Annotated in this window: 19 protein-coding genes; 7 read left to right on the top strand and 12 right to left on the bottom strand. The window is 38.2% G+C overall.

Translation table 11 applies throughout. From position 1 onward, the window contains the following. Positions 1-170: 170 nt before the first annotated feature. From Q0794_RS01235 to Q0794_RS01225, 3 genes are all read right to left on the bottom strand, one after another. Entirely contained in the window at positions 171-713 is a 543-nt protein-coding gene (locus Q0794_RS01235) for a GNAT family N-acetyltransferase (protein WP_298939572.1), read from the bottom strand. Positions 714-794: 81 nt separating this feature from the next. Beyond that, a complete protein-coding gene (locus Q0794_RS01230; protein WP_298939571.1) occupies positions 795-2066 on the bottom strand; it encodes an ArgE/DapE family deacylase in 1272 nt (423 codons plus the stop codon). 1 nt (position 2067) lies between these two features. After that, positions 2068-3876, bottom strand: coding sequence for a sodium:solute symporter family protein (locus Q0794_RS01225; RefSeq protein ID WP_298939570.1), 1809 nt, complete (start codon positions 3874-3876; stop codon positions 2068-2070). 195 nt (positions 3877-4071) lie between these two features. Between Q0794_RS01225 and Q0794_RS01220 the strand changes: the two genes are divergently transcribed. After that, positions 4072-4746 carry a GntR family transcriptional regulator gene (locus tag Q0794_RS01220; RefSeq protein WP_298939568.1) on the top strand — a complete coding sequence of 225 codons (675 nt, stop codon included), beginning with the start codon at positions 4072-4074 and terminating at the stop codon, positions 4744-4746. A 122-nt stretch (positions 4747-4868) separates the two neighbouring features. Here the strand turns inward: Q0794_RS01220 and Q0794_RS01215 are convergent, their stop codons facing one another. The 4 genes from Q0794_RS01215 to Q0794_RS01200 are packed head-to-tail and all read right to left on the bottom strand — an operon-like array spanning position 4869 to position 8740. Then, positions 4869-5927 carry an extracellular solute-binding protein gene (locus Q0794_RS01215; protein ID WP_298939567.1) on the bottom strand — a complete coding sequence of 353 codons (1059 nt, stop codon included), beginning with the start codon at positions 5925-5927 and terminating at the stop codon, positions 4869-4871. A 21-nt stretch (positions 5928-5948) separates the two neighbouring features. Further along, positions 5949-6743, bottom strand: coding sequence for an ABC transporter permease (locus Q0794_RS01210; RefSeq protein ID WP_298939566.1), 795 nt, complete (start codon positions 6741-6743; stop codon positions 5949-5951). 2 nt (positions 6744-6745) lie between these two features. Further along, positions 6746-7636, bottom strand: a complete 891-nt coding sequence (locus Q0794_RS01205; RefSeq protein WP_298939565.1) for an ABC transporter permease — start codon at positions 7634-7636, stop codon at positions 6746-6748. 3 nt (positions 7637-7639) lie between these two features. Continuing rightward, positions 7640-8740, bottom strand: coding sequence for an ABC transporter ATP-binding protein (locus Q0794_RS01200; RefSeq protein ID WP_298939564.1), 1101 nt, complete (start codon positions 8738-8740; stop codon positions 7640-7642). A 157-nt stretch (positions 8741-8897) separates the two neighbouring features. On the opposite strand from Q0794_RS01200, the gene Q0794_RS01195 reads away from it, so the two are divergent. Continuing rightward, on the top strand, positions 8898-9707 hold the full coding sequence (locus tag Q0794_RS01195) for a helix-turn-helix transcriptional regulator (protein WP_298939563.1): 810 nt from the start codon (positions 8898-8900) through the stop codon (positions 9705-9707). Positions 9708-9797: 90 nt separating this feature from the next. Here Q0794_RS01195 and Q0794_RS01190 read toward each other — a convergent pair whose 3' ends face one another. The 3 genes from Q0794_RS01190 to Q0794_RS01180 all read right to left on the bottom strand — a co-directional run bounded on the left by Q0794_RS01190 (position 9798) and on the right by Q0794_RS01180 (position 13452). Further along, positions 9798-11288, bottom strand: a complete 1491-nt coding sequence (locus tag Q0794_RS01190; protein WP_298939562.1) for an aldehyde dehydrogenase — start codon at positions 11286-11288, stop codon at positions 9798-9800. Between the two features lie 50 nt (positions 11289-11338). Next, positions 11339-12574, bottom strand: a complete 1236-nt coding sequence (locus tag Q0794_RS01185) for a Zn-dependent hydrolase (protein WP_298939561.1) — start codon at positions 12572-12574, stop codon at positions 11339-11341. Between the two features lie 107 nt (positions 12575-12681). Further along, positions 12682-13452, bottom strand: a complete 771-nt coding sequence (locus Q0794_RS01180; RefSeq protein WP_298939560.1) for a LuxR C-terminal-related transcriptional regulator — start codon at positions 13450-13452, stop codon at positions 12682-12684. Between the two features lie 205 nt (positions 13453-13657). Between Q0794_RS01180 and Q0794_RS01175 the strand changes: the two genes are divergently transcribed. The 5 genes from Q0794_RS01175 (at position 13658) to Q0794_RS01155 (ending at position 20432) form a co-directional block, all read left to right on the top strand. Further along, entirely contained in the window at positions 13658-15043 is a 1386-nt protein-coding gene (locus Q0794_RS01175) for an aminotransferase (RefSeq protein ID WP_298939559.1), read from the top strand. A gap of 9 nt (positions 15044-15052) precedes the next feature. Further along, entirely contained in the window at positions 15053-16153 is a 1101-nt protein-coding gene (aguA, locus tag Q0794_RS01170) for an agmatine deiminase (RefSeq protein WP_298939558.1), read from the top strand. A 205-nt stretch (positions 16154-16358) separates the two neighbouring features. After that, a complete protein-coding gene (locus Q0794_RS01165; RefSeq protein WP_298939557.1) occupies positions 16359-17780 on the top strand; it encodes a Na+/H+ antiporter NhaC family protein in 1422 nt (473 codons plus the stop codon). A gap of 12 nt (positions 17781-17792) precedes the next feature. Continuing rightward, positions 17793-18899, top strand: a complete 1107-nt coding sequence (locus tag Q0794_RS01160) for a class II histone deacetylase (protein ID WP_298939556.1) — start codon at positions 17793-17795, stop codon at positions 18897-18899. A 54-nt stretch (positions 18900-18953) separates the two neighbouring features. Then, positions 18954-20432: a Na+/H+ antiporter NhaC family protein gene (locus Q0794_RS01155; protein ID WP_298939555.1), complete on the top strand. Its 1479-nt coding sequence runs from the start codon at positions 18954-18956 to the stop codon at positions 20430-20432. A 210-nt stretch (positions 20433-20642) separates the two neighbouring features. On the opposite strand, the gene Q0794_RS01150 is transcribed toward Q0794_RS01155, so the two are convergent. Both Q0794_RS01150 and Q0794_RS01145 read right to left on the bottom strand, forming a co-directional pair. Next, complete coding sequence (locus tag Q0794_RS01150; RefSeq protein ID WP_298939554.1) at positions 20643-21092, bottom strand: universal stress protein; 450 nt, start codon at positions 21090-21092, stop codon at positions 20643-20645. Positions 21093-21161: 69 nt separating this feature from the next. Beyond that, the gene (locus Q0794_RS01145) at positions 21162-23765 is read right to left on the bottom strand and encodes a TRAP transporter permease (protein ID WP_298939553.1); all 2604 of its coding nucleotides are present in this window, start codon (positions 23763-23765) and stop codon (positions 21162-21164) included. Positions 23766-23818: the final 53 nt, after the last annotated feature.

Below are 23818 nucleotides of genomic sequence, written 5' to 3'. Positions count from 1 at the left end.
AACCCAGACAGAGATAAAAAAAGAGGTAGATTGCAATATGGTTTGCACGCGGTTACCTCTTAATGTCCAACCTATGAATAGGGCTTTAATACAACCATCATTACATCTAATCTCTGTTCTATTCTGTTATAAGTACAAGTATAAGCAAAACTATATTTTATAATACGTTATCAATAATCAACTTCAGAATACTGCATAATTTGATTGCTCAAACTTTCCTGAAAGCTTGTATAAACACCCTCTGTTAAGGCAGGATATGACATGATCATTAGTTGATGAGATTCTGTTTTTTCTCGATATGATGGATGAATATAGATTTTGCTACTCTGTATAAAACCAATTCGTTGATAAAATACTTTCCTTTTTATTGAAATCTTATCAACAGGTGGATCTATCTCTAAAAGGATTGTTTTATCAGACACTTTTTTTAAATATTTCAAAGTACGGGTACCGATGCTTTTACCCCTTGCAAGCGGCGTAATGGCAAAGTGCTCTACATAAGTAAAATCATCTTTATGCCAAGTTAGTAAAATACCTAACAGCTCACCCGTTTCTTTTTTAATAATAATAAAGTGGTATTCACTATCGGTTAATGCAGATATTTGGTCGTACTTCGCTCTTCGTTCAAAAATAGGAAAGCTATTTTCATATAACGAAAAAGCTTCCTCAAAATATGGATGTGTTTTATCTTCAATTCTTTCAAATACTAACATGTTTTTTTACCTATTTTTATAGCTTACTTCAATACCAATCAAACATGACAGCATGTTTGATTGGTAAGGATTAACCTTAACCTATTTTATTTTTTCTAAACCACACCAATTAGCGATAAAGACAGCTAATACCTGTGCGACTTGCACTGTACTATTAATAGAAACTCTTTCATTAAAACCATGAATATTCTCTGCAACAGGGCCATAACAAGTAGCGGGCGTATTACCATACAACTGAAAGAAACGAGCATCAGTTGTACAAGTAACAGCCAGTGTTTTACAATCACTGTTAGCGACAATACGATGTGCTTCTTTGATTGATTCAATTAATGGGGCTTCTTCTTCGATTGCACAGCCTTCGGCTTGAAAGCCTGTATAACAAAGCTCAACTTCAATATCACTTGCGATATCGGCTTCGTTAATGGTTTGTTGTAATTTTTCTTTAACGTATTCAAGCGTCATTCCCGGATAAAACCCAACGCGAAAATCAGCTTCACAATAACAAGCAACCGTTGAAGCCCAGTCGCCCCCATGTACTTTACCGAGATTAAAATTGATGGGATGATCATGTCCGCTATAACACTGATGGCGATGTTCTTGTTTATTCCATTCTGTTTCTAATTCTTTTAATTTATTGGTCAATACATACAGCGAATCGAATACGTTACTGCCATTAGAAGTATCAAGAACGTGTGCAGGTTTACCGGTTAATTTTAACTGAAACCACATCACCCCTAATTGAGCAATAAGACAAGACTCACCAAAAGGTTCTGGAATAATAGCTGCATCTGCTGTGTAACCGGCATCTAAGCAAGCAAGAGCACCGTTACCTGTACACTCTTCTTCAATAACACTTTGTAAAATAACGTTTGCAGCTGGTTGATACCCTAAATCTTTTAAAGCGGCGAAGGCATTACAATAGGCCACAATCCCTGCTTTCATATCACCGCTACCTCGACCATAAAACCAGTCATCGCCAACATAAGGTTCAAAAGGTGGACGCTCCCATAAGTGAGATGGACCAGTAGGCACAACATCCATATGCCCATTAAGGATTAATGATTTTCCAGTAACAGTATTGGGTTGATGCAAGCCAACAATATTAACTCGACCATCAGTATCTGATGTAACAGGAGGAGAGAAACCAGGTAATACAGATAATTTATCAAGGTCGATAGTGACCTCTTTTACTTCCGTACCTAACCCTTCGAAAGTGCGTTTAATGATCGTTTGTGCTTGATGTTCATTGCCTAATGTACTGTCTGAAGCAACTAATTCAGTTAACTCGTCAATGATATTGTCTCGACGTTTTTCTACTGCACCAAGAATTTTCTTTAATAATGATTCATCCATTTTATTTACTCTCTGTTGGAGGGTTTTGTAGAGGGGGCGTATGCTTAGTTTCATCTTCATGAATAAAACTACGGATCAGCGTAATAACGTCTCTTCCACCATAAACCGTAATAACAAATACCATCAAAGAACCTGTTAGCAACGAGATCCAAATCATCAGTTCACCAAAAATAGGAATTTCAAAGAAGAACGCTAATATGTAGTGCAGGATGAAAACAATAAACACAAAAAACCATGCTGTTTTTTGAACAATAGTTTTAGCATCAAGCCAATCAGTAATAGCCGTTATCATGCCTTTACTTTCTTTTGTCTCTGGTGAGATCTCATTACCGAGAATATGGAAGTTAGTTGCTTTTATATCCTCGATAACATCATGTTTAGTACAAAGGCTGACTATTATCATTGTGGGTAACGAAAAGAGCAGCCCGATATGTACAGCGTGTAAACCAAACGGCATTGCTGCAGGAGATCCTAATTCAAGCCAGGCATAGATAGACCAAATAATCGCGCTCAACGCTCCACTAATACAAGAAGCTAATGCACCAGTAGTCGTAGCTCTTTTCCAAAACCATGCTGATAAGGTTGGCGCTAATAAACCAGATAAACAAATCGCTTGGGCAAGGATCCAAAGTGGCACTAAAACCGGGAGCCATAATGCACACAACACACCAAATATAATCACGATAACAACAGAAATTCTGCTCGCCTTCATCGATTGCTCTGGCGTTGCGTTGGGATTAATCAGTTTTTCGTAGATATCGCGCGTAAGAATAGTCACGCCATTCATTGCAAAAGAGGAGCCGCATGACAATATCGTCATAAACAACCCAATCATAATAATCGTTCCAACAACAATATTGATATGATTCACTGTAAACCAAACATAGAGACTATCTGGGGTAAGCGTATCGGGTATAACAAAAACACCAGCAACCGTAATAGCAGCAAGTGTTACGCCTGCAACAAACGGTAAAACATTAAAATATGAACACCCTAACACGGCTAATTGTGCGTTAGATGCAATACGTGGCGTACGTGCTACATAAGCCCACATGTAGATCCATGGATCCACGACATAAAATATACCCAACGTTAAAAACCAAATACTCAACGCACTAAAATCAACACTCCAAAAATCTAGAAATTCAGCAGGAAGATCGTTATAGATTGCCTGGGTTACTTCTGCTGGTGAGCCAAAAAATTGAAAAACAGTGTAACTGAATAAGAGGATACTTAAGGATTGTAAAATAGCTTGAATCCACTGAGTCACTAACGCCGCATATTGACCTGAGTTAAGCATGTATAACGATATTGAGAATGCAGCGAGAGGCACACCATAGACAATAGGTAGATCAAAAGTTACTTTAAGTGCGATGGCGATGGCAAGAAATTGCATGCCCGTCAAAAATAAGGGTCTGAAGCATGAACTTAACGCTGCAGGAATCCTCATCTTTTCGCCATATCTCGCACAGATGAAGTCAGCAATGGTAACGGCATTTGTTTTACGACCAAAATGATTTAAACGTCGAGCAAATAGGCAAACAAATAACGTCATGCCAGACACCATAAATAAAGATGTCCACATTGCGGAAATCCCTTTAGAAAATCCATAACCGGTATAACCCGCGACACTAGCCCCTCCAATTGAACCACCGATATAAGCAGCGGCTAACAACCAAAATGGTGCATTTCTACCCGCTAAAAGAAAATCTTCTGCAGATTTAACTCTCTTTTTTAAAAAGAAACCGATATACCAAAATAAAACGATAAGGCCAATGAGACCGATCCCAGTTGTTGTAACAATATCCATATTCATTTCTCCTTAACATTACATTGTCGACAATGGACAATTTAAGTTATTATTAGCATAATCTTAATTTAAGTACAATTCGAAAACATAATAAAATGATATAAAACAGATGTTTTCCTGAATAATCATCATTGATTGACCTCAGGATTAAGATTCGGTATATACTTGTTTTTTTAAAAAGATAAGGCTCATTAAGTGTTTAAATCTCTTCAACCTAAAGATCTGGTTTCAGAAGTTTTGGAAGAAATTAAGTCATCGTTAGTTGAAGGCAAGTGGGTACCTGGCTCAAAATTTGTTGAAGCAACCGTTGCAAAACAATTCGGAATTTCGAGAAGTCCTATTCGAGAAGCAACACGCACTTTAGCTCAACTTGGACTGTTAAAAATGAAACCAGGAAAAGGTTTTTTTGTCTGCTCTCCAACAGAGCAAGATATACGAAATCTTTATGATTTACGCCTTATGCTGCAAGTATTCAGCATTCAACAGGCTTTTAAAAAAGGCCAAGCACTTAACTTAGCCAATACGCTTCAAGCTATTCAGCAGCAAATAGAGAAAGCTCAACAAGACGACGATAAAGTCCGTTATCAAATATTAAATTTAGATTTTCACCGACAAATATGCGTGTTTAGTGAAAATAGTCATTTACTCAATAGCTACGATAATACGGTTGATGAATTAAAATTTGTAATGAATGTCGGCGGCACTGTATTTGATGATATGGATGTCATTACAAAAAGAACCGAAGCAATCTGTAAAGCACTGGCAGATCAAAACATCGAGGCTTGTTCCGATGCAATCTCTAACTATATTGAAAAAGCAGTTATTAACGTAACAAATAGTTATCTCAATAAAATAAAAAGCTATGAATAATGAGCTTATAAATAGCTTATAGGCTCATTGAATTCTCTGCCCCTCTTAAAATACTAACAGTCTTAATACTCCACTTAAAATAAGAGTGATATAAGCGTAATACTTACATCACACCAACTTTATTATCGTAATAAGTTAGTCCAAATACGATCGTAGAATTTAACGACTTCAGGGCTACATGGTGGCACAAACTGCGGCGTTGGGTTACCTTCAGGTAGCGTAAATTCAGGCGCTCCTTTGAATTCAGCAACAAGGTATTGATCAGCACCTACAACACCAGGTGTATAACCAGTGACATTAGAGATTGCAGCGGCGTTTTCAGGCTCAAGCATAAAGTTTAAAAACAATTTTGCGTTTTCAATATTTTTAGAGCCTTTTAATACCACTAAATTATCAGCCCAAGCGGTCATGTTCTCTTTAGGGTAAGCATATTGAAGCGATGGTTTTTCTAAACGAGCTTGCAACGCCATGCCATTCCAAGCCATTGAAAGTGCAACATCCCCTGTAATTAACATTTCTTTAGCACCGTCTGATGCGATACTTTGCCAATTTTGCTTAGCTTCTATTAGTAGGTCATTAACTTGTTTTAATTCTTCTCGGTTATTATTACAAATCTCAAAACCTTTATAACGAAGTGCTGCATTAATCACGTTGTTCACATCACGGAACATATTGATTTTGCCTTTTAGCTCTTCAGGCGGATTAAACAACATATCAAGTGAATTAATATCGCCTTTATAGACATCGGTATCAACAACGAATGATGTTGTCCCTGTTTGATAAGGTACTGAATATTGGTGGCCAGGATCGTAATAGACATCCTTTAGTTCTGATTTAATATTTTTATAATTACTTAATTTACTGCCTTCTATCTTTTCAAGTAGGTCTTCATCAATCAAAATTTTAACCATGTAATCACCAGGTACTGCCACATCATAACCGGTTACACCTGACTTCAATTTAGACAGCAACGTTTCATTACTGTCGTAAGTATCGTAAGTCACTTTTACATCATATTTTTTAGAGAATTTGTCTAATACAGCTTGGTCCATATAATCTGACCAGTTGTATATATTCAATTCACCAGCTGCTTGAACAGCAGTTGAGCTGAATAAACCAGCAGTAATTGCTATCGCTAATAACTTGGCTTTATGAGGTAACTTACTTGTTGTTAATTTCATATTAGAGATCCTTTCGTTAGTTTATGAATTACTTTGTGTTGAACGGTTACACCACCAAGAGGCAGTGACAAATAAAATAGAGATGAGCAATAAAATAGTTGAAATAGCATTGATTTCAGGTGTTAACCCAATACGAAGCATACTGTAAATAGTCATTGGCAACGTACTTGAACCTGGGCCTGCAACCATGTTGGCAACAATGAAATCATCTAAAGACACAACAAAAGCCAACATTAAACCAGACACAATACCCGGCATAGCCATCGGTAAAGTGATGTGGCGGAATGATTGCCAACGAGAGGCATAAAGATCATAAGCGGCTTCATCAAAACTTTGGTTAATGTCTTTTAAACGCGTTGAAATAGGTAAATAAGCAAAAGGGATACAGAAGACGATGTGTGCTATTAATATGGTGCCTAACCCGAGTGTCATATCGATTGCAATGAAAAAGATTAAGCTTGAAACAGCCACTACAATTTCGGGTAACAATAAAGGTAAGTTAATCATCCCTACAATTATTTTTTGTTTCTTTAATGGTGCACCACGTAACATACCCATTGCTGCGGCAAGTGCAATTAACGTCGCAATTGAAGAAGCTAAAACGGCAATCAGTAATGAATTCATTGTGGCACTTTGAATGGCAGGATTATTAAACGCTTTGATATACCAATCAAAGGTAAAACCACCCCATGTTGTAATTGAACGCAACGAATTAAATGAATACAAACTAATAATGATCAGCGGTGTGTAAAGTATAAATAAACACAAAATAGTGATCGCTTTAGTGCCAGGATAATGGCTTATGCTGTTTTTCATTTCTACTCTCCTTTTTTACGTAAGGAAAAGACAAGTAAAGTAATTAAAATAAAACTTAATAAAATAATGGCTGCGGCTGCACCGAATGGCCAGTTACGTGAACCTTGGAATTGCAATGCAATCAAATTACCAATCATTAATTGTTTACCGCCCCCTAATAAATCAGGTGCAATAAATGCCCCAATAGATGGAATAAACACTAATAAGCAACCCGCATAAATTCCATGTGGCACACTAGGGATAAGTACGTGACGTAATGCTGCCCAACGACTCGCATAAAGGTCATGCGCTGCCGTCAATAACGACATATCAAAACGCGATAAGGCGGTATAAATTGGCAATACCATGAAAGGTAGAAAAGAATAAAATAAACCCAATGACACGGCAAAAGGGGTATATGCGAGCTTTATAGGCGTATCAATAAAGTTTAGATACATTAAAAACTCATTTAGCGGCCCTTGATCTCGAATAATAAATAACATGGCAATAGTACGTACTAATAGGTTTACCCAATATGGAATGGTGATAGCAAATAACCATAGACTTTGTGTATGTATTGGGCGTGTTGCAATGAAATAAGCCGTTGGAAAACCAATGATAAAACAAAAGAATGTTGCTATCGCAGCTTGCGAGAATGAGCGCACAAATATTTCTAAATAAGCAGAAGTAAATTGTAGTTCTTCGGTAATAAAGTCTTCTTCAAATAAAAACTGCTTATAAGCATCTAATGAAAACGTCCACTCAACCCCCCCATAAGTACCCGGTTGCAAAAATGAATAAACGAATACAATCGAGATTGGAATTAATAGGAAAACACCTATCATGAGCAACGATGGGGAAACCAACCCATAACGTATCGGGGCTTCTTTGATTTGTTTAAGTTTATTCAACATAACTTACACCCTCAATAATCGAGCGGTAGAGACGTCGAATGCGACATTGACCTTATCGCCCTTCTGAAATTTATTTTGAGAGCTAGTCATATTTTGACTACGTACCAATACTTGTTTACCTGTATTTAAGCGCACAATGTATTGAGTATCCGTCCCCATGTAGATATTTTCTTCAACAATAGCATGTAAGTTATATTCATTGTCTTCAGTAAAGTGAGTTAGTAATACACGTTCAGGTCTGATAGATAGTTTTGCTGTAGGGCCAATTAAAAGTCGTTTGAAATAAGGCACTTTGAACGGTGCACTATTAGCGCCTCCTTCGTTACTTGCTTGAATCGTTACGCGAGCTGAATTTTCATCTTTATCTAATACGTTAATATTAAATAAGTTAGTTTCACCGATAAAATTAGCTACAAATTCATTGAGTGGTTCTTCATAAATCTCTGATGGAGTGCCTAGTTGTTGTAAGTTACCTGCTGACATCACCGCAATTCGGTCAGACATGGTTAATGCTTCTTCTTGATCATGCGTTACAAATACAAAAGTAATGCCTGTTTTCTGTTGTATTTTTTTCAACTCAAGGCGCATGCTTTGACGTAATTTAAGATCCAGCGCCGATAGCGGTTCATCTAATAAAAGCAATTTAGGTCTAGGGGCTAAGGCTCTAGCCAATGCAACCCGTTGTTGCTGGCCACCGGAAAGTTGGTTAGGTTTACGGTCAGCAAAAAGTTCAAGCTGTACTAATGCTAACATCTCGTCAGCCCGTTCAATTCTTTCTGCTTTACCAACACCTTGCATTTTTAAACCGAATTGCACATTTTCATGTACTGTAAGGTGTGGGAAAAGGGAGTAGTGTTGAAAAACAGTGTTAATGGGACGTTTATTCGCAGGTAAGTTTTCTATTTTTTCATCGAAGAGCTCTATTACACCTGTACTCGTTTGCTCAAAGCCGCCTAAAAGACGCAATAATGTCGTTTTTCCACAGCCAGAAGGACCAAGCAACGTAAAAAACTCTCCCTCTTGAATATCAAACGATATTTCATTGAGCGCTTGAAAGTCTTTAAACTTCTTAGTGACTGACTTAAGCGATATTGCAGTTGCCATAATAAATTCCTTTTTCAACTCTACTTTTTAAGTCGATTAAAACATAACCCTGATAATTCAATATTAATAATAAAACTTGTTTAAGAGGGGGTATATAACCCCAGTGTGGTATAGTTTAATAAATGTACGACATTAAATGAATTAATTAGGAAGCAAGATGCAGATAATAAATTGCCTTCAACACAAGCAAGACAAAGCATTGGGTGAACTGATACGCCAAGTAGGTACTGCTAATTTCCCAGAGGCATTAGGTCACTTTGTTAGTAAAATTGTTAATTTCGATAATATGATTATCATTGCTTATCATAAGGATCATAATCCTGAAGAACTGTATAGAGAGTGCAATGATGATTACGTTTACATGCAAGTGCACAATTATTATGTTAAAGCCGCGTATTTACTCGACCCTTTCTATGAGGCAGTGTTAGGTGGGATACAATCCGGTATTCATCGTATTTTTGACCTTGCACCTGATCAATTTAAACAAACGACTTATTTCAATGAGTATTACAGCAACACCACCCTAGTTGATGAGTTTGCTTTATTTTATGGCGTGGCTCATGAAACAACATTGACAGCATGTTTTGGACGAGATGAAAGTAGCGACATTCAATTTAACAAAGCTGAACTCAAAAGAATTAAATCATACGAAATAACGTTATCCGCATTGTGCTCTCAACATTGGCAGCATTATCAGCCAAAGGAAGGGAAAAATATTGTTTTACCGCCTGTTACACAGCGCCTTAGAACAGTATTAAAAAAACAACACAGTATTGGACTAAGCCCCCGACAAGCTGAGGTCGCATTTTATATTTTACAGGGGCACTCTTCACTTTCAATATCATTGAACCTCAATATCAGTAAAGAGACCGTTAAAGTGTTTCGTAAACAACTCTATGCGAAATGTAACATCAGTTCACAAGCAGAGTTATTTGCACTATTAATGCCCATTTTATCATTATTGTAAATAACCTCATGGTTAATATAAAAAAACCGCCTAATACATTATTAAGCGGTTTATGTTAATCAATCAAAAAACACTACTATGAATAATGACTTAACTTAAGTCGATCCACGTTGTTTTAAGCTCTGTATATTTATCAATAGAATGAAGTGATTTATCGCGCGCATTACCAGACTGCTTAACACCACCAAAAGGAGTTGTTGAATCACTACCTGCCCAATTGTTAATCCATACCATGCCAGCTTGCAGTTCACGTGCCGTTTTATGTGCTTTTTTCAAGTTACTCGTCCACACACCTGCTGCTAAACCATATTTACTATCGTTGGCTAAGCTCACCGCTTCTTCCCATGTCGTAAAAGTATTCACTGCAACAACAGGGCCGAAAATTTCATTTTCTACAATATTCATATCTTGCTTAGTATCAGTAAAAATAGTCGGTTGTACATAACAACCTTTTTCATTAACAGAGGTTTTATTACCGCCGTATAACAAATTAGCCCCTTCACTGACACCAGACTCAATAAAACTTAAAATATTATCGAGATGTTGTTGGTCGACAATCGCCCCCATATTCGTTTCAGGGTTAAGTGGGTCACCAGGAATAAACTTTTTCGCTTGCTCCACTAATAACCCCATAAATTTATCTTTAATCGATTCTTCAATCAATAATCGAGAAGTTGCAATACACACTTCACCTTGATTAGAGAAAATACCAAAAGCGGCACCAAACGCGGCTGCCTCTAAATCTTCACAATCTGCAAAAACGATACAAGGTGATTTACCGCCCGCTTCAAGCCAAGTTCGTTTCAAGTTTGATTGACCAGCATAAGCCATCAATTGACCAGCGACTCTAGTTGAACCAGTAAAGGTAATGACATCAACGTCATTATGTAACGACAGCGCTTTACCTACCGTATGGCCAAAGCCAGGTAAAACACTGAACACGCCATCAGGAATGCCTGCTTCTTTTGCTAAGGTAGCTAAGAACAAGGCACTCAATGGTGATTTTTCAGAAGGCTTTAAAATAACACTATTACCCGCAGCTAATGCAGGTGCAATTTTCCAACTCGCCATCATTAATGGATAGTTCCACGGCACAATAGCAGCAACCACACCAATAGGCTCATGGGTCATTAATGCCATACTAGTGGTATTAGTTGGAGAGATCTCACCATAAATTTTATCAATAGCTTCTGCCGTCCAACGGAATGTTTCTATTGTATTGGGTATATCAAAACCAACACAATCAGCAATAGGTTTACCCATATCAAGGGTATCAATTAATGACAACGTATCACTATTCTGTTCGATCAAGTCTGCAAATTTTAATAAGGTTTTTTTACGCTCTAATGCTGGACGACGAGACCAAGCACCAGATTGAAAAACTTGCTTGGCAGCACTCACAGCTAAGTCAGCATCTTCACTATCACAACTTGCCACTTCAGCTAAAACGTCCCCTGTTGCAGGGTTAATAGAAGTAAATGTTTCACCTGATTGTGCAGGAATAAACGCACCATTAATGAATGCGTTAGTGTTAAATTTAATTGATTTGGCCATTTCTTGCCATTGCTGATAACTTTTCATTTCATGCTCCATTGTCAAATGACGACTGATATTTTTTTATTAAGTGTTTATTAGGTACTTGCTTCATTAACTAACAGATCAAATAAAATCTGACAGCCATCACCTACTTGATCTGGACTAGAGTATTCAGCTTCATTGTGGCTAATCCCCCCAATAGAAGGAATAAAGATCATAGACGTCGGTACCACGGTTGAAATATTAACCGCATCATGCCCCGCACCACTAACTAAGCGTTGATAAGTTAAACCAGAATTTTCAACTGCTTTAGCGACAGCAGCAACACAATCAGCATTGAATGCAAGCGGAGGACTATCCCAGATATTATTTAGCTTAATGGTAACACCGGTACTTTCAGCGACTTTTGTAATCACTTGCTGTGCTTTATCTTCTAAATCAGCGAGACCCGTTAATTCAGCATGACGTAAATCTAACGTGAATGTGACTTCACCAGGGATAACATTTCGAGAGCCTTTAATGATATTAAGCTCACCGACAGTACAACGAGCACTACCTGCTTCGCCCGCTTCTGCTATTTGGTAAAGCTCACTAAACACTTGCGTTGCAGCATAAAGTGCATCTTTTCGATAACTCATTGGTGTTGGGCCTGCATGTGCAGACGTCCCTTCTAGCGTAACATCGTACCAACGCATACCTAATACACCGGTCACGATACCTACTTGTTTTTCTTCTTGTTCTAATACGGGACCTTGCTCGATATGTAACTCAAAGAATTTATGCAAGTTGCGATTACCCACTTCTTCATCGCCCATATAACCAATGGCATTTAATGCTTCACCAATAGTAATACCTTCACTATCGGTTTGCTGATGTGCATACTCTAAATCGAATTTCCCACTGTAAACACCAGAAGAAACCATTGCAGGTGCAAAACGAGAACCTTCTTCATTTGTCCATACTGAGACTTCAATAGGTCTTTTTGTGGTTATATTTTGTTCATTTAAACTACGAACTACTTCTAATCCAGCAAGACAACCATAAATACCATCAAATTTTCCACCTGTAGGCTGCGTATCTAAATGGCTACCTGTACCGATAGCTGCAGCATTAGCATCACTGCCTTCTCGACGTGCAAAAATATTGCCCATCTTATCAATATGTATTGAACAACCTTCGTCAACACACCAGCTAATGAATAAATCACGCCCTTGCTTGTCAATGTCAGTCAAGGCAAGACGACAACATCCACCCTTTTCAGTTGCGCCTATTTTAGCCATTTCCATCAGGCTATCCCACAGTCTACTTTGATTAATTGTTTGGTTATTCATTAAGCCTCCTAATTAGTATCTCTTGATAGTAAGGGGCAGATAGTGGCAAAACCTATACCCCTACAGGTATAAGTTTTCTAATAGGATGGTCTAAGAGGAGGTTATATTTAAGATATGGTACGCAGGTGGTTAATAAATTGTGAAAATAATTCTGATTCTCTGGATATATTGAGTTTTAAATAAATACTCTTACGATGCACTTTGATAGTACCAACACTAATACTTAAATGATCGGCAATCGCTTTTGAAGAATAACCTTGTAGCACCAATCCAGTGATCTCTTTTTCACGTGGTGTAAGTACATTACTATCAAAGGTATTAATGGCATGATCTAGTGAACAACGAGACTTTTCATTATGCACATACTTTGAAGATTGTGCTTGCCAAAATTGTTGGCTCATTGCTTGTATAATAGGCTGAACACTTTTTAAACGATTAAGCTCAGCTCGGCTAATTCCACCTAACTGAGAGGTTCTCCCAAGGGAAATAGAAAAGACAACATCATTATTTAAATGGGTAACAAAAATAATTTCATCGCTAAGATCAAAATCACTATAACAACTATTATACTGTTCTGTTTTTTCAAAAGAGTCTGGCGCTAAATCTCTCAAACGATATAAACCACTGGCAATACCTTGTTCAATCGCGTTATAGAGAGGATCTAATAAGTAGGCTTTACTAACAAAACTGCGAATATTTTTGTGGGACTCTAATTCATAAGAAGTGTGAACTACAACCGGTTTAAATTGTTTTTTGTAAGTTGCGACTAAGCAAGTATCAAAATGCGCTAGGTTTTGAAGGCTGTCGATCATCACTCCAGGCCAGCTGGGGAGAGACATGTGGTTGATCATATTGGCGATCGATTTATTCCAATCCATTATTTTCCTTAACCAGGTTAATTATAAAATATCATGTTATTTATGGCCCTAGTCCATGTTTATTGTAAAAATAAAGCTATTTACCCCCCTAGCGGTATATCCAACAACTCAATACTGATAGTAATTTAAAAATACAAAATTTATTAACAGACGTGATGTTTTAAAAAAAACAGACAAAAATCATAATAAACAAAGGGTTATAAATATGCAACATGATATCGAAACACTATGGCAACAAGATAAAGACCACTTTGTGCATCCATTTACTGATTTTTCAGACTTTCATCAGTCTGGTTGCGATATCATCGCACACAGTGAAGGCGCATACATCTATGATATAAAAGAGAATAAATATCTAGATGGCATTGCTGGCCTATGGTGCGTCAACATTGGTCATGGGCGAGCTGAATTAGGGCAAGTAATGGCCGAGCAAGCGACTAAAATGGCTTATTACTCACCTTTCAATAACTTATCTAACATCCCAGCTATTCAACTCTCCGCCAAACTCGCTTCACTCGCACCAGACAACCTAAACCATGTGTTTTACAGTTGTGGTGGCTCAGTTGCCAATGATCAAGCTATACGTATTGTGCATTATTACTTCAATCAAATTGGCAAGGCAAGTAAAAAGAAGATCATCTCTCGTCACAGTGGTTACCATGGCACAACTTACATGGCATCAACTCTAACCGGTACCGTTGGTAATAACGAAGGTTTTGACGTTGTAAATAATTTAGTCACGCACATTAGTGAGGCTAACTGTTACCGTATGCCAGAAGGTATGAATGAAGCAGAATACTGTGATTACTTAGTAAAAGACTTCGAAACAAACCTCGCAGAAATGGGTGGAGCAGATCAAGTTGCAGCCTTTATTGCAGAACCAATTATGGGTGCAGGTGGCGTGTTAGTTGCACCGGATGGTTACCACAAAAGAATTTTCGATCTATGTAAAGCCAATGACATTCTATATATTTCAGATGAGGTGGTAACGGCATTTGGGCGCTTAGGTCACTTCTTTGCAAGTGAAGCTGTATTTGGTATCAAGCCAGATATTATCATTTGTGCTAAAGGCTTAACCTCTGGCTATATTCCGTTAGGGGCAACACTATTAAGTGATGAAATTTACGATGTGATCAAAAAACCACAAGCAAAAGGTGCCGTTTTCAGTACTGGTTTCACTTACTCAGGTCACCCTGTTGCCTGTGCTGTTGCATTAAAAAACATTGAAATAATGGAACGTGAAAAAATATGTGAGAACGTATTGGCAGTCGGTCCTTATTTAGAAGAACAACTTAGAACACTAAAAGATTTACCGATTGTAGGTGATGTACGTGGTAGTCACTTTATGATGTGTATTGAAAGCGTTGCCAATAAAGAGACAAAAGAGCTTATCCCTTATGAAGCAAATGTAGGTAAACGTATTGCACAACATTGCCAACAACGAGGTTTGATTGTAAGACCTATCGCACATTTAAATGTACTTTCCCCGCCGCTTATTTGGACACGCGATACAGTAGATGAAGTTGTTTCTATTCTACGTTCAGCCATTTTATCGACGATTGAAGATTTAAAAACAGATAAATATTTATAGGCAACCACTATGATTAATAACACAAGTAATGTCGCTGATGAAGGTTTTCGTATGCCGGGTGAGTTTGAACCTCATGATGGTTGTTGGATGCTTTGGCCTGAACGTAAGGATGTGTGGCGATTAAATGCAGCACCTGCACAGAAGGCATTTGTTGAGGTTGCTTGTGCTATCTCTAAAAGTGAAGAGGTCACCGTAGCCGTTAGCGATCAGCAATATGATAATGCACGCGCTATGTTACCTGAGCATATAAAAGTCGTTGAAATGAGTAGTAATGATGCTTGGATGCGTGATATTGGCCCAAGTTTTTTAACCAATGATAGCGGTGATCTTGCCGCTGTCGATTGGGACTTTAATGCATGGGGTGGAGAAAATGGTGGTCTTTATCCTGACTGGTCTAAAGACAGTCGAGTAGCACAAAAAGTATGTGAAATGAGCGATGCCACACGTTTTGATGCTCCTTTAATACTAGAAGGAGGCTCTATTCATGTTGATGGGCAAGGTACGTTAATTACCACTAAAGAATGTTTACTTAACCGTAACCGTAACCCAAACCTTAGCCAACAACAAATAGAACAACTATTACGCGATTATTTGAATGTCGAACATATCATCTGGTTGGGTCAAGGCACAGTTGAAGATGAAACTGATGGCCATATTGATAACCTTTGCTGCTTTATTAAACCAGGTGTTGTCGCACTTCATTATTGTGACGATCCTAACGACCCACAACATGCAATATCCGAAGATGCCTATCGTATTCTAAGTAATAGTATTGATGCGCAAGGCCGCCAACTAAAAGTTGTTAAATTACCCCACCCAGGTCCCCTCTTTATTAGTAAAGAAGAAGCAACTGGCATTGATGATAACGAAGATAGCCAACCACGTGAAGAAGGACAGCGTTTAGCTGGCTCTTACGCTAATTTTTATATTGCTAACAAGCATATTGTATTTCCAAAATTAGATCCTAAAAAAGACGAAAAAGCAGCAGCTATATTAGCGGAACAATTTCCAGATAGAGAAATCATTGGTATTCCCGCTCGAGAAATACTGCTTGGTGGAGGCAATATCCACTGTATCACCCAACAACAACCCAGTGTCATTAATAAGTAATAACAACACGCTCTAAATATTTTAAAGAGTTAATTTGTTATTTATGCGCTCAACAAAATTGAAGTCAGTTAAAAAATTTTTATCAATATCTTACATGGCAAACAAAGCCTCCTAATTAGTTGTTGCTTTACACTTTTAGACATAAAAATCTCTAAAACTAACAAGTAGCATTTAACAATAAAAACGATTCATATAAGGACATATAATGAATAAAAATAATAGATTAAAAACTAAAATAGGATACACAGCCGCCTTTTTTTCATGTGTACTTGCATCGATAAGTCACCTTTATATCGATTTTGAAAATGTAGGTTTAATGTCACTTATGCCAGTCATAGCAGTATTAACTTGTGCAATGATAACAAAGAGATCGGTTGAGTCATTGCTTTTGGGATGTTTAATTGGTTATTTGATGTTAGATCCAGTTCACTTTGTCCAAAAAATGATAGATACAAATTTAGACGTATTAAGTGATGGAGTAACAACTTGGATTATCGGTTTAACCTTTTTAGTTGGTGGACTAATAGCGCTGATTAATCACTCTGGAGGTACTCAAGCCTTTGGAACAACAATAAGTAAATATGCTAAATCTCGCGCTAGTACATTAATCGTTACATGGATAATGGGTTTAATTATATTTGTTGATGATTATTTAAATGCTTTAGCCGTTGGTACTACGATGAAAAAATTGAGTGATAAATTCAAAGTTTCTCGCCAAATGCTAGCTTACATAGTTGATTCTACTTCTGCTCCTATGTGTGTTTTAGTCCCTATTTCCACTTGGGCCATTTTTTTAATAGGCTTATTTGAAGCTAATAATGTATTTGAAAAAGGCGCTGGTTTTCAAGGCTATCTAGAGCTAATACCTTATATATTTTATGCTTGGATTGCTATTTTGATGGTGCCAATCGTATCTATGGGATGGATAAAGCCATTAGGCGCAATGCGAGCAGCGGAAGAAAAAGCGGCAAAAGGTATTATCGAAGAAACCGAAAGCTTTGAAATCCGTAAGGTTGATAGCCCTTCAATAGTTAATTTTATAATTCCTTTAGCGGTATTTATGTTGGCGACATGGTATTTTGATTACAATACTTTAAATGGTGTTGTTGTTGCTATTCTTTTCACCATACCGTTATTACTCATACAAAAAATCAGCTCCATGAGCACCATAGTAGACACCATCATTTCTGGCTTTAATAGTATGATGCACCCCATGCTTGTTGTTATTAGCTCTTTTGTATTGCAACGTCTTAATGATGAGTTAGGTTTATCTTCATTTATTTTAGAAGCAGCTGTCCCTTATATGAACGCTAGCTTCCTACCTTTAATTACCTTTGTCGTTCTTTCACTACTTGCTTTTGCTACTGGATCATTCTGGGGAGTATATGCAATCGCTTTACCTGTCGTTTTTCCTTTAGCACAAGCATTGGATGCAAATATACCATTGACTATGGGGGCTTTAGTCTCTGCTGGCGTTTTTGGTAGTCATGCATGCTTTTTTGGCGATTCAACGGTTATAACTGCAAAAGGTGCAGGGTGTACACCTTATAGCCACGCTTTAACACAACTTCCTTATGCATCTATAGCAGCAGTCCTTAGTTGTATTCTATTTTTCATATTAGGTTAAGAGGGGAAGAAAATGACAACTAAAACAGGCTTTTTATATCATGAAATTTGCATGTGGCATGATACTGGTAACCGCTCTATTTACGATGATTGTGGCATTTATTTTCAACCAACAACTTCTTATGAAAATCCAGAGACAAAACGTCGCCTGAAAAATTTATTGGAAGTCAGTGGAGCCATGAAGCAATTAATGCCTATTGATTCAGATTTAGCGCCAATAGAAGCATTACATAGATTTCATACTGAACGATACATAACCTCTTTATCAGAACAAAGTGAAAAAGGAGCCGGAGATGCTGGCGAAGGTAGCCCCTTTGCTCAAAACGGATTCACAATTGCTCGTCAATCAAGTGGTATGGCCATTCAAGCAATGGAATCAGTTTTAAAGGGAGAAGTTAAAAATGCTTATTGCTTAAGCCGCCCCCCAGGACATCATGCTAAACGCGATACTGGCAGTGGTTTTTGTTTACTGGGAAATATTCCAATTGCCATTATGTCCGCTCAGGCAAAAAAACTAGTCAAACGTGTCGCTGTTATTGATTGGGATGTACACCATGGAAATGGTACTCAAGAAGCCTTTTATGATAGCGCGGATGTACTGACTATATCAATTCACCATGATAATAATTTCCCTGTAAATTCAGGCAGTGCTTCTGAGAGAGGAACTGGTGAAGGCGAAGGCTACAACGTTAATATACCTTTACCTGCAGGTAGCGGAATAGGTGCATATATCAGTGTGCTAGAAGAATTAATTGTCCCTGCTCTGCAACGCTTTAAGCCCGAAATGATTGTTGTTGCTTGTGGCTTTGATGCTGCTGCTGTCGATCCATTAGGCCCAATGATTCTTAATAGTAATACTTATAGAAAAATGACCAAAATTCTAATGAGAGAAGCCAAAACCCTCTGTGGCGATAAATTAGTTATGATCCATGAAGGGGGTTACTCACCGAGCTATGTCCCTTTTTGTGGTCTTGCCGTCATAGAAGAAATGAGTGGGCAACGCACAGAAGTCGTCGATACGCTAAGCGATGAAATTGCGCTCTGGGGACAACAAACAACGCAACCGCATCAACAAGCTTTAATTGATAGTTTACAAGCATTGGTAAAAGATATTTGTTAAATAAAAGCCTAGTTCATAAAAGATATTAATAACAATAAAGGGAAGATATTAAGTATGATTAAAAAATCACGATCGATTGATCTCAGCCACGGTGAAAAGTCCTATATAGATAAAAAGGTGGCGTTCGTATCAATCGCTGTCATAGTAATTTCTATCTTATGTTATAACTTTTTTGGACTCAATGAAGCCAGTTATGGACTCTGGAGTTTACTGCCTACTGCAGTCGTGGTTACCATGGCAATTTATACTAAACGCACAGTTGAATCGCTCTTTGTGGGTGTTATTGTCGGTCTCTTAATGACGGAGTCTCCAGCGGACTTTATCCCTTCTTTAAGCGGTATTTTCTTAACTGTTTTCCAAAATGATGTAGTCGCATGGATATTCATTGCTTGTGGTTTAATGGGTAGTATTATTGCGCTTGTAAGTTGTGCTGGCGGAGCAGATAGCTTCGGGAATTGGATTTCTGAAAAAGTGAAAAGTCGTAAAGGCACACTGTATTCTACAATGGGTTTAGGCCTCGTTATTTTTATTGATGATTACTTAAATGCACTTACCATTGGTTCATCAATGCGTAAAGCGACAGATAAAGTAAAAGTATCACGCGAATTTCTTGCTTACGTTGTGGACTCAACGGCCGCACCTGTTTGTATTATTTTACCTTTCTCTACTTGGGCTGTCTTTTTCTCTGGTTTATTAGAAGAGACAGGCGCAGCAGGCGAAGGTAAAGGCATGGATTTATTCATCAGCTCTATTCCTTACATGATTTATGCATGGGTATGTCTTGCTGTGGTGGCTTTAGTCATTAACCGTAATATCCCTTTATTTGGCAAAATGAAAGAAGCAGAAGACCGCGCACAAGAAACAGGCGCAGTACTGAACGAAGAAGATGCAGCAATTGATGAAGAGATCCAACCTACGGTTAAAAACAGCAACATGTTTAACTTCTTTGTTCCAATTGGCGCACTGATTTTTTTCACATGGTTATTTGATATCGATATTATGGCTGGTGCAATGGCCGCTATTTTCTTAACGGTTATCTTTTATGCAATACAAAACTTAATGCCAATGGGGAAAATGTTTGATGCAATATTAAGTGGTTTTATCGGCATGATTGCACCTTTAGGGACTCTCTTTTGTGGTTTCATGTTAGCTGAAGTGAATAACTCTCTTGGCACAACAAACTACGTAATTGAAGCAGCATCTAACTTCATGACGGTTGATTACTTGCCTGCAGTAGTATTTATTACGATGGCGGCATTAGCTTTCGCAACTGCGTCTTTCTGGGGGATATTCGTTGTTGGTATGCCAATCGTTATACCGCTAGCACTGACATTAGATGCAGATTTACCTTTAGTTGTTGGCGCACTAATATCAGCATCAGCATTTGGCTCTCACGCTTGTTTCTATGGTGATTCAACCGTATTATCGGCAAAAGCATGTGGTATTAGTCCAATGAACCACGCACTCACACAGCTGCCGTATACTTTAATTGCAGCTGCGATATCGGTCGTATTCTTTCTATTACTCGCTTAATAATACATTTAGCAATACATATATTAAATTTAAGACTTTAAAGGGTGTGATCAAGTAGCACGCCTTTTTTATGGCCCCTAACAAATAACCAAGCTCTTTATATCATCTCGTTCGACTAAAGAGAATGTAATGGACGATGAAGCAGTTAAGTTAACTGCTTCCTATTTGCTTAAGAACAACCTACTTTTTATAGAGCAAATAGGTTAAAAATTATTTAGCGTTATTAGCAGTTTTTCTCAGTAACATCACTGAGCATTTAGCACGCTCTGAAACACGAGCAGACACTGAACCAAGTAAAAAATGGTTTACAGCTGAACGATGATGAGAAGCCATAATAACGAGATCAATCTCTTTTCGATCAACATAATCGACAATAGAGTCAGAAGGCGACCCTTCATACACCCTCAGCACAGGAGCAACACTTTCAGGCAAGACTTCCTCTGCATAAGCTTTAAACTTTATAGCCAGTTCTTTGATGGTTTTTTGGTGCTCTTTCTTAGAGAAGTACGAAGCCACCATAACATTAGTAAAGCTTGGCACAATCGTAATTAAATGTAGCTCTGTATCGTTACTTTGAACTTCTCTTAAGGCTATCGTCAATGCTTGTTTACTGAACTCAGGTGCGCTTAAGTCGATTGGAACGAGTATTTTATTAAACATGATAAAATCCTTCTTATAGAACATGAATAATCTGACCTACCCATTAGCAGGTCAGATTATTGCATAAAGTTAACTATTTATTAGCAATCGTTTACGGCGGCGTTGAATGAACACCACCAAAGCAAGTAGTGCGAAAGTAGGAATATAAATAAGTTGTTTAATAGGTTGCACTTGTGGTATTTCTACTAAGGTAATCACTTGATCAAACGTTAAACCCGCTTGTTCTGCAGGACTGTCATAACCGACATAATCCACGATCACTTGTCCATCCTTACTAATTAACTCAATCCCAACTTCAGCCAAACGTTCTGAAATATCAGCGCCTTCTCCTAACGTCATACTGACAAGAAATGATCGTTCATTGCCAACCCCGTCCACTCCATCAACCCAAAAACGCACGGCAGCACCAGATTCAATATGACTATTATTCTGTACTAATTCTGTAGGTGCTAGCTGATGATAAGGCTCAACAATCATATCCATCCAAAAACCTGGGCGGAATAATGAGAATGCAATCAATATCATCAATAAAGATTCATACCAGCGGCTCTTAGTAAGGAAAAACCCTTGCGTTCCAGCAGTAAAAACGAGGATCGCCATGGTGGCGACAACAAAAACCAAAATACCTTCTAACCAAGTCACCTCTATTAGTAATAGATCCGTATTAAAAATAAATAGAAATGGCAATACTGCAGTACGTAAACTGTAATTAAAAGCAACAAACCCTGTCTTAATCGGGTCGCCTCCTGAAACAGCGGCAGCAGCAAAAGATGCTAACCCAACAGGTGGTGTTACATCAGCCATAATACCGAAATAAAAGACAAACAAATGAACCGCTATTAACGGGACAATCAAGCCAGACTCTTGACCTAATAGCACAACCACTGGTGCTAATAATGATGAAACAACGATATAATTGGCTGTGGTTGGCAATCCCATCCCTAATATTAAGCTCAAAACAGCAGTTAAAATAAGCATCAATAACAAGTTACCCATTGACAGTATTTCGACAAGATCAGCCAATACCGAACCGACGCCTGTTTGCGAAACGGCGCCGACAATAATACCGGCCGCTGCAGTCGCAATGCCAATACCGATCATGTTACGTGCACCGACAATAAGGCCTTTTACCAACTCACTCCCACCTCTTCGTAATTGGATCATTAAATCCTCTTGTTGACGAAAGAAGGCCATAATTGGACGTTGAGTTATTAAGATGAAAAGCATGAGCACTGTTGCCCAAAAAGCTGATAACCCAGGAGATAATCGTTCAATCATCAAACACCAAACGAGTACGACAACGGGTAATAGAAAATGTAAGCCAGACTTAACCGTTGGCACCACTTCTGGTAATTCAAGCATCGGAGAATCAGGGTTATCTAACACTAAATCCGGAACAGAAGAAGCAATGAGCAACAAATAAAGGTAAGTAACACTGAGCAACACTGCAATAACGACCCCTGCATAATCACCAAAAGCAGGTTTTATCCAACCTATTCCGTAATAAACGGTTGCAGCAATAACAGCGGTCACCATGAATCCTGTCAATAACCCCATCACACGTAAATGCCAAGGTTTAACAGCACTACGTCGTGGTAGCCCTTGCATATCTAGTTTAAGTGCTTCTAGATGTACGATATAAACTAGTGCAATGTATGAAATCAGTGCAGGTAAAAAGGCATGCGTAATTACTTCAACGTAGCTAATACCAACATACTCAACCATCAAGAATGCAGCCGCTCCCATCACAGGTGGCATGATCTGGCCATTAACAGAAGAAGCAACTTCAACCGCGCCAGCTTTTTCAGAAGAAAAACCAACACGTTTCATCATTGGAATAGTGAATGTGCCCGTCGTAACAACATTGGCAATAGATGAACCTGAAATCAACCCAGTCAACCCAGAAGCAACAACAGCCGCTTTTGCAGGGCCTCCGCGCATATGTCCTAATAGCGAAAAGGCAACTTGGATAAAGTAATTACCCGCACCCGCTTTATCCAGTAAAGCACCAAATAAAACAAATAAGAAAACAAAACTAGACGACACACCGACTGCAATACCAAAGACGCCTTCAGTGGTTAACCATTGGTGATTAACAAGCTCTTTTAATGTCACACCTTTATGCGCAATAATTTCAGGCATATAAGGGCCAGCGACGGAATAGACTAAAAAGACAATCGCCACAATCATCAATGGAGGTCCAAGCGTCCGTCGAGTTGCTTCAAGTAAAAGTAGAATACCAATAACAGACACAATTAAATCTTGTGTATTGGGTAAGCCAGGGCGCGCTACAAGTTGGTCATAGAATGTGAAGAGATAAGAAGCACAAAAAGCGCCAATAATACTAAGCACGATATCATTCAGAGGCACTCTATATTGCGGAGATCGAGAGGTAGCAGGAAACGCAGTAAATGCTAAAAAGATTGCAAAACCTAAATGTATTGCACGCACTTCAGTATCATTAAAAATACCAAAACTGCCAATAATAGGCCAATCATAATAAGGCAGTGGAGAGGCGACCCATAACTGAAACAATGACCATATAAGCGCCGTCCCAAGTAATAAAACACCTTGCCACCCTTCTGGAATACGTGCGCCAGTATCGTTGGCAGCGACCATATCTTGAAGTTCTTGATCATTAATTTGGGTCGGTTGTTTAGGCGGACTTATCATATAAGCCCCTGAAAAGTTGAAATAAAAAAAGAGATGCAGAAGCATCTCTTATT

This window comes from uncultured Psychromonas sp., from assembly GCF_947489755.1.
GTDB lineage: Bacteria > Pseudomonadota > Gammaproteobacteria > Enterobacterales > Psychromonadaceae > Psychromonas.
The sequence above is the reverse complement of the archived record's forward strand: the minus strand, read 5'-3'. Positions and strand labels throughout refer to the sequence as shown.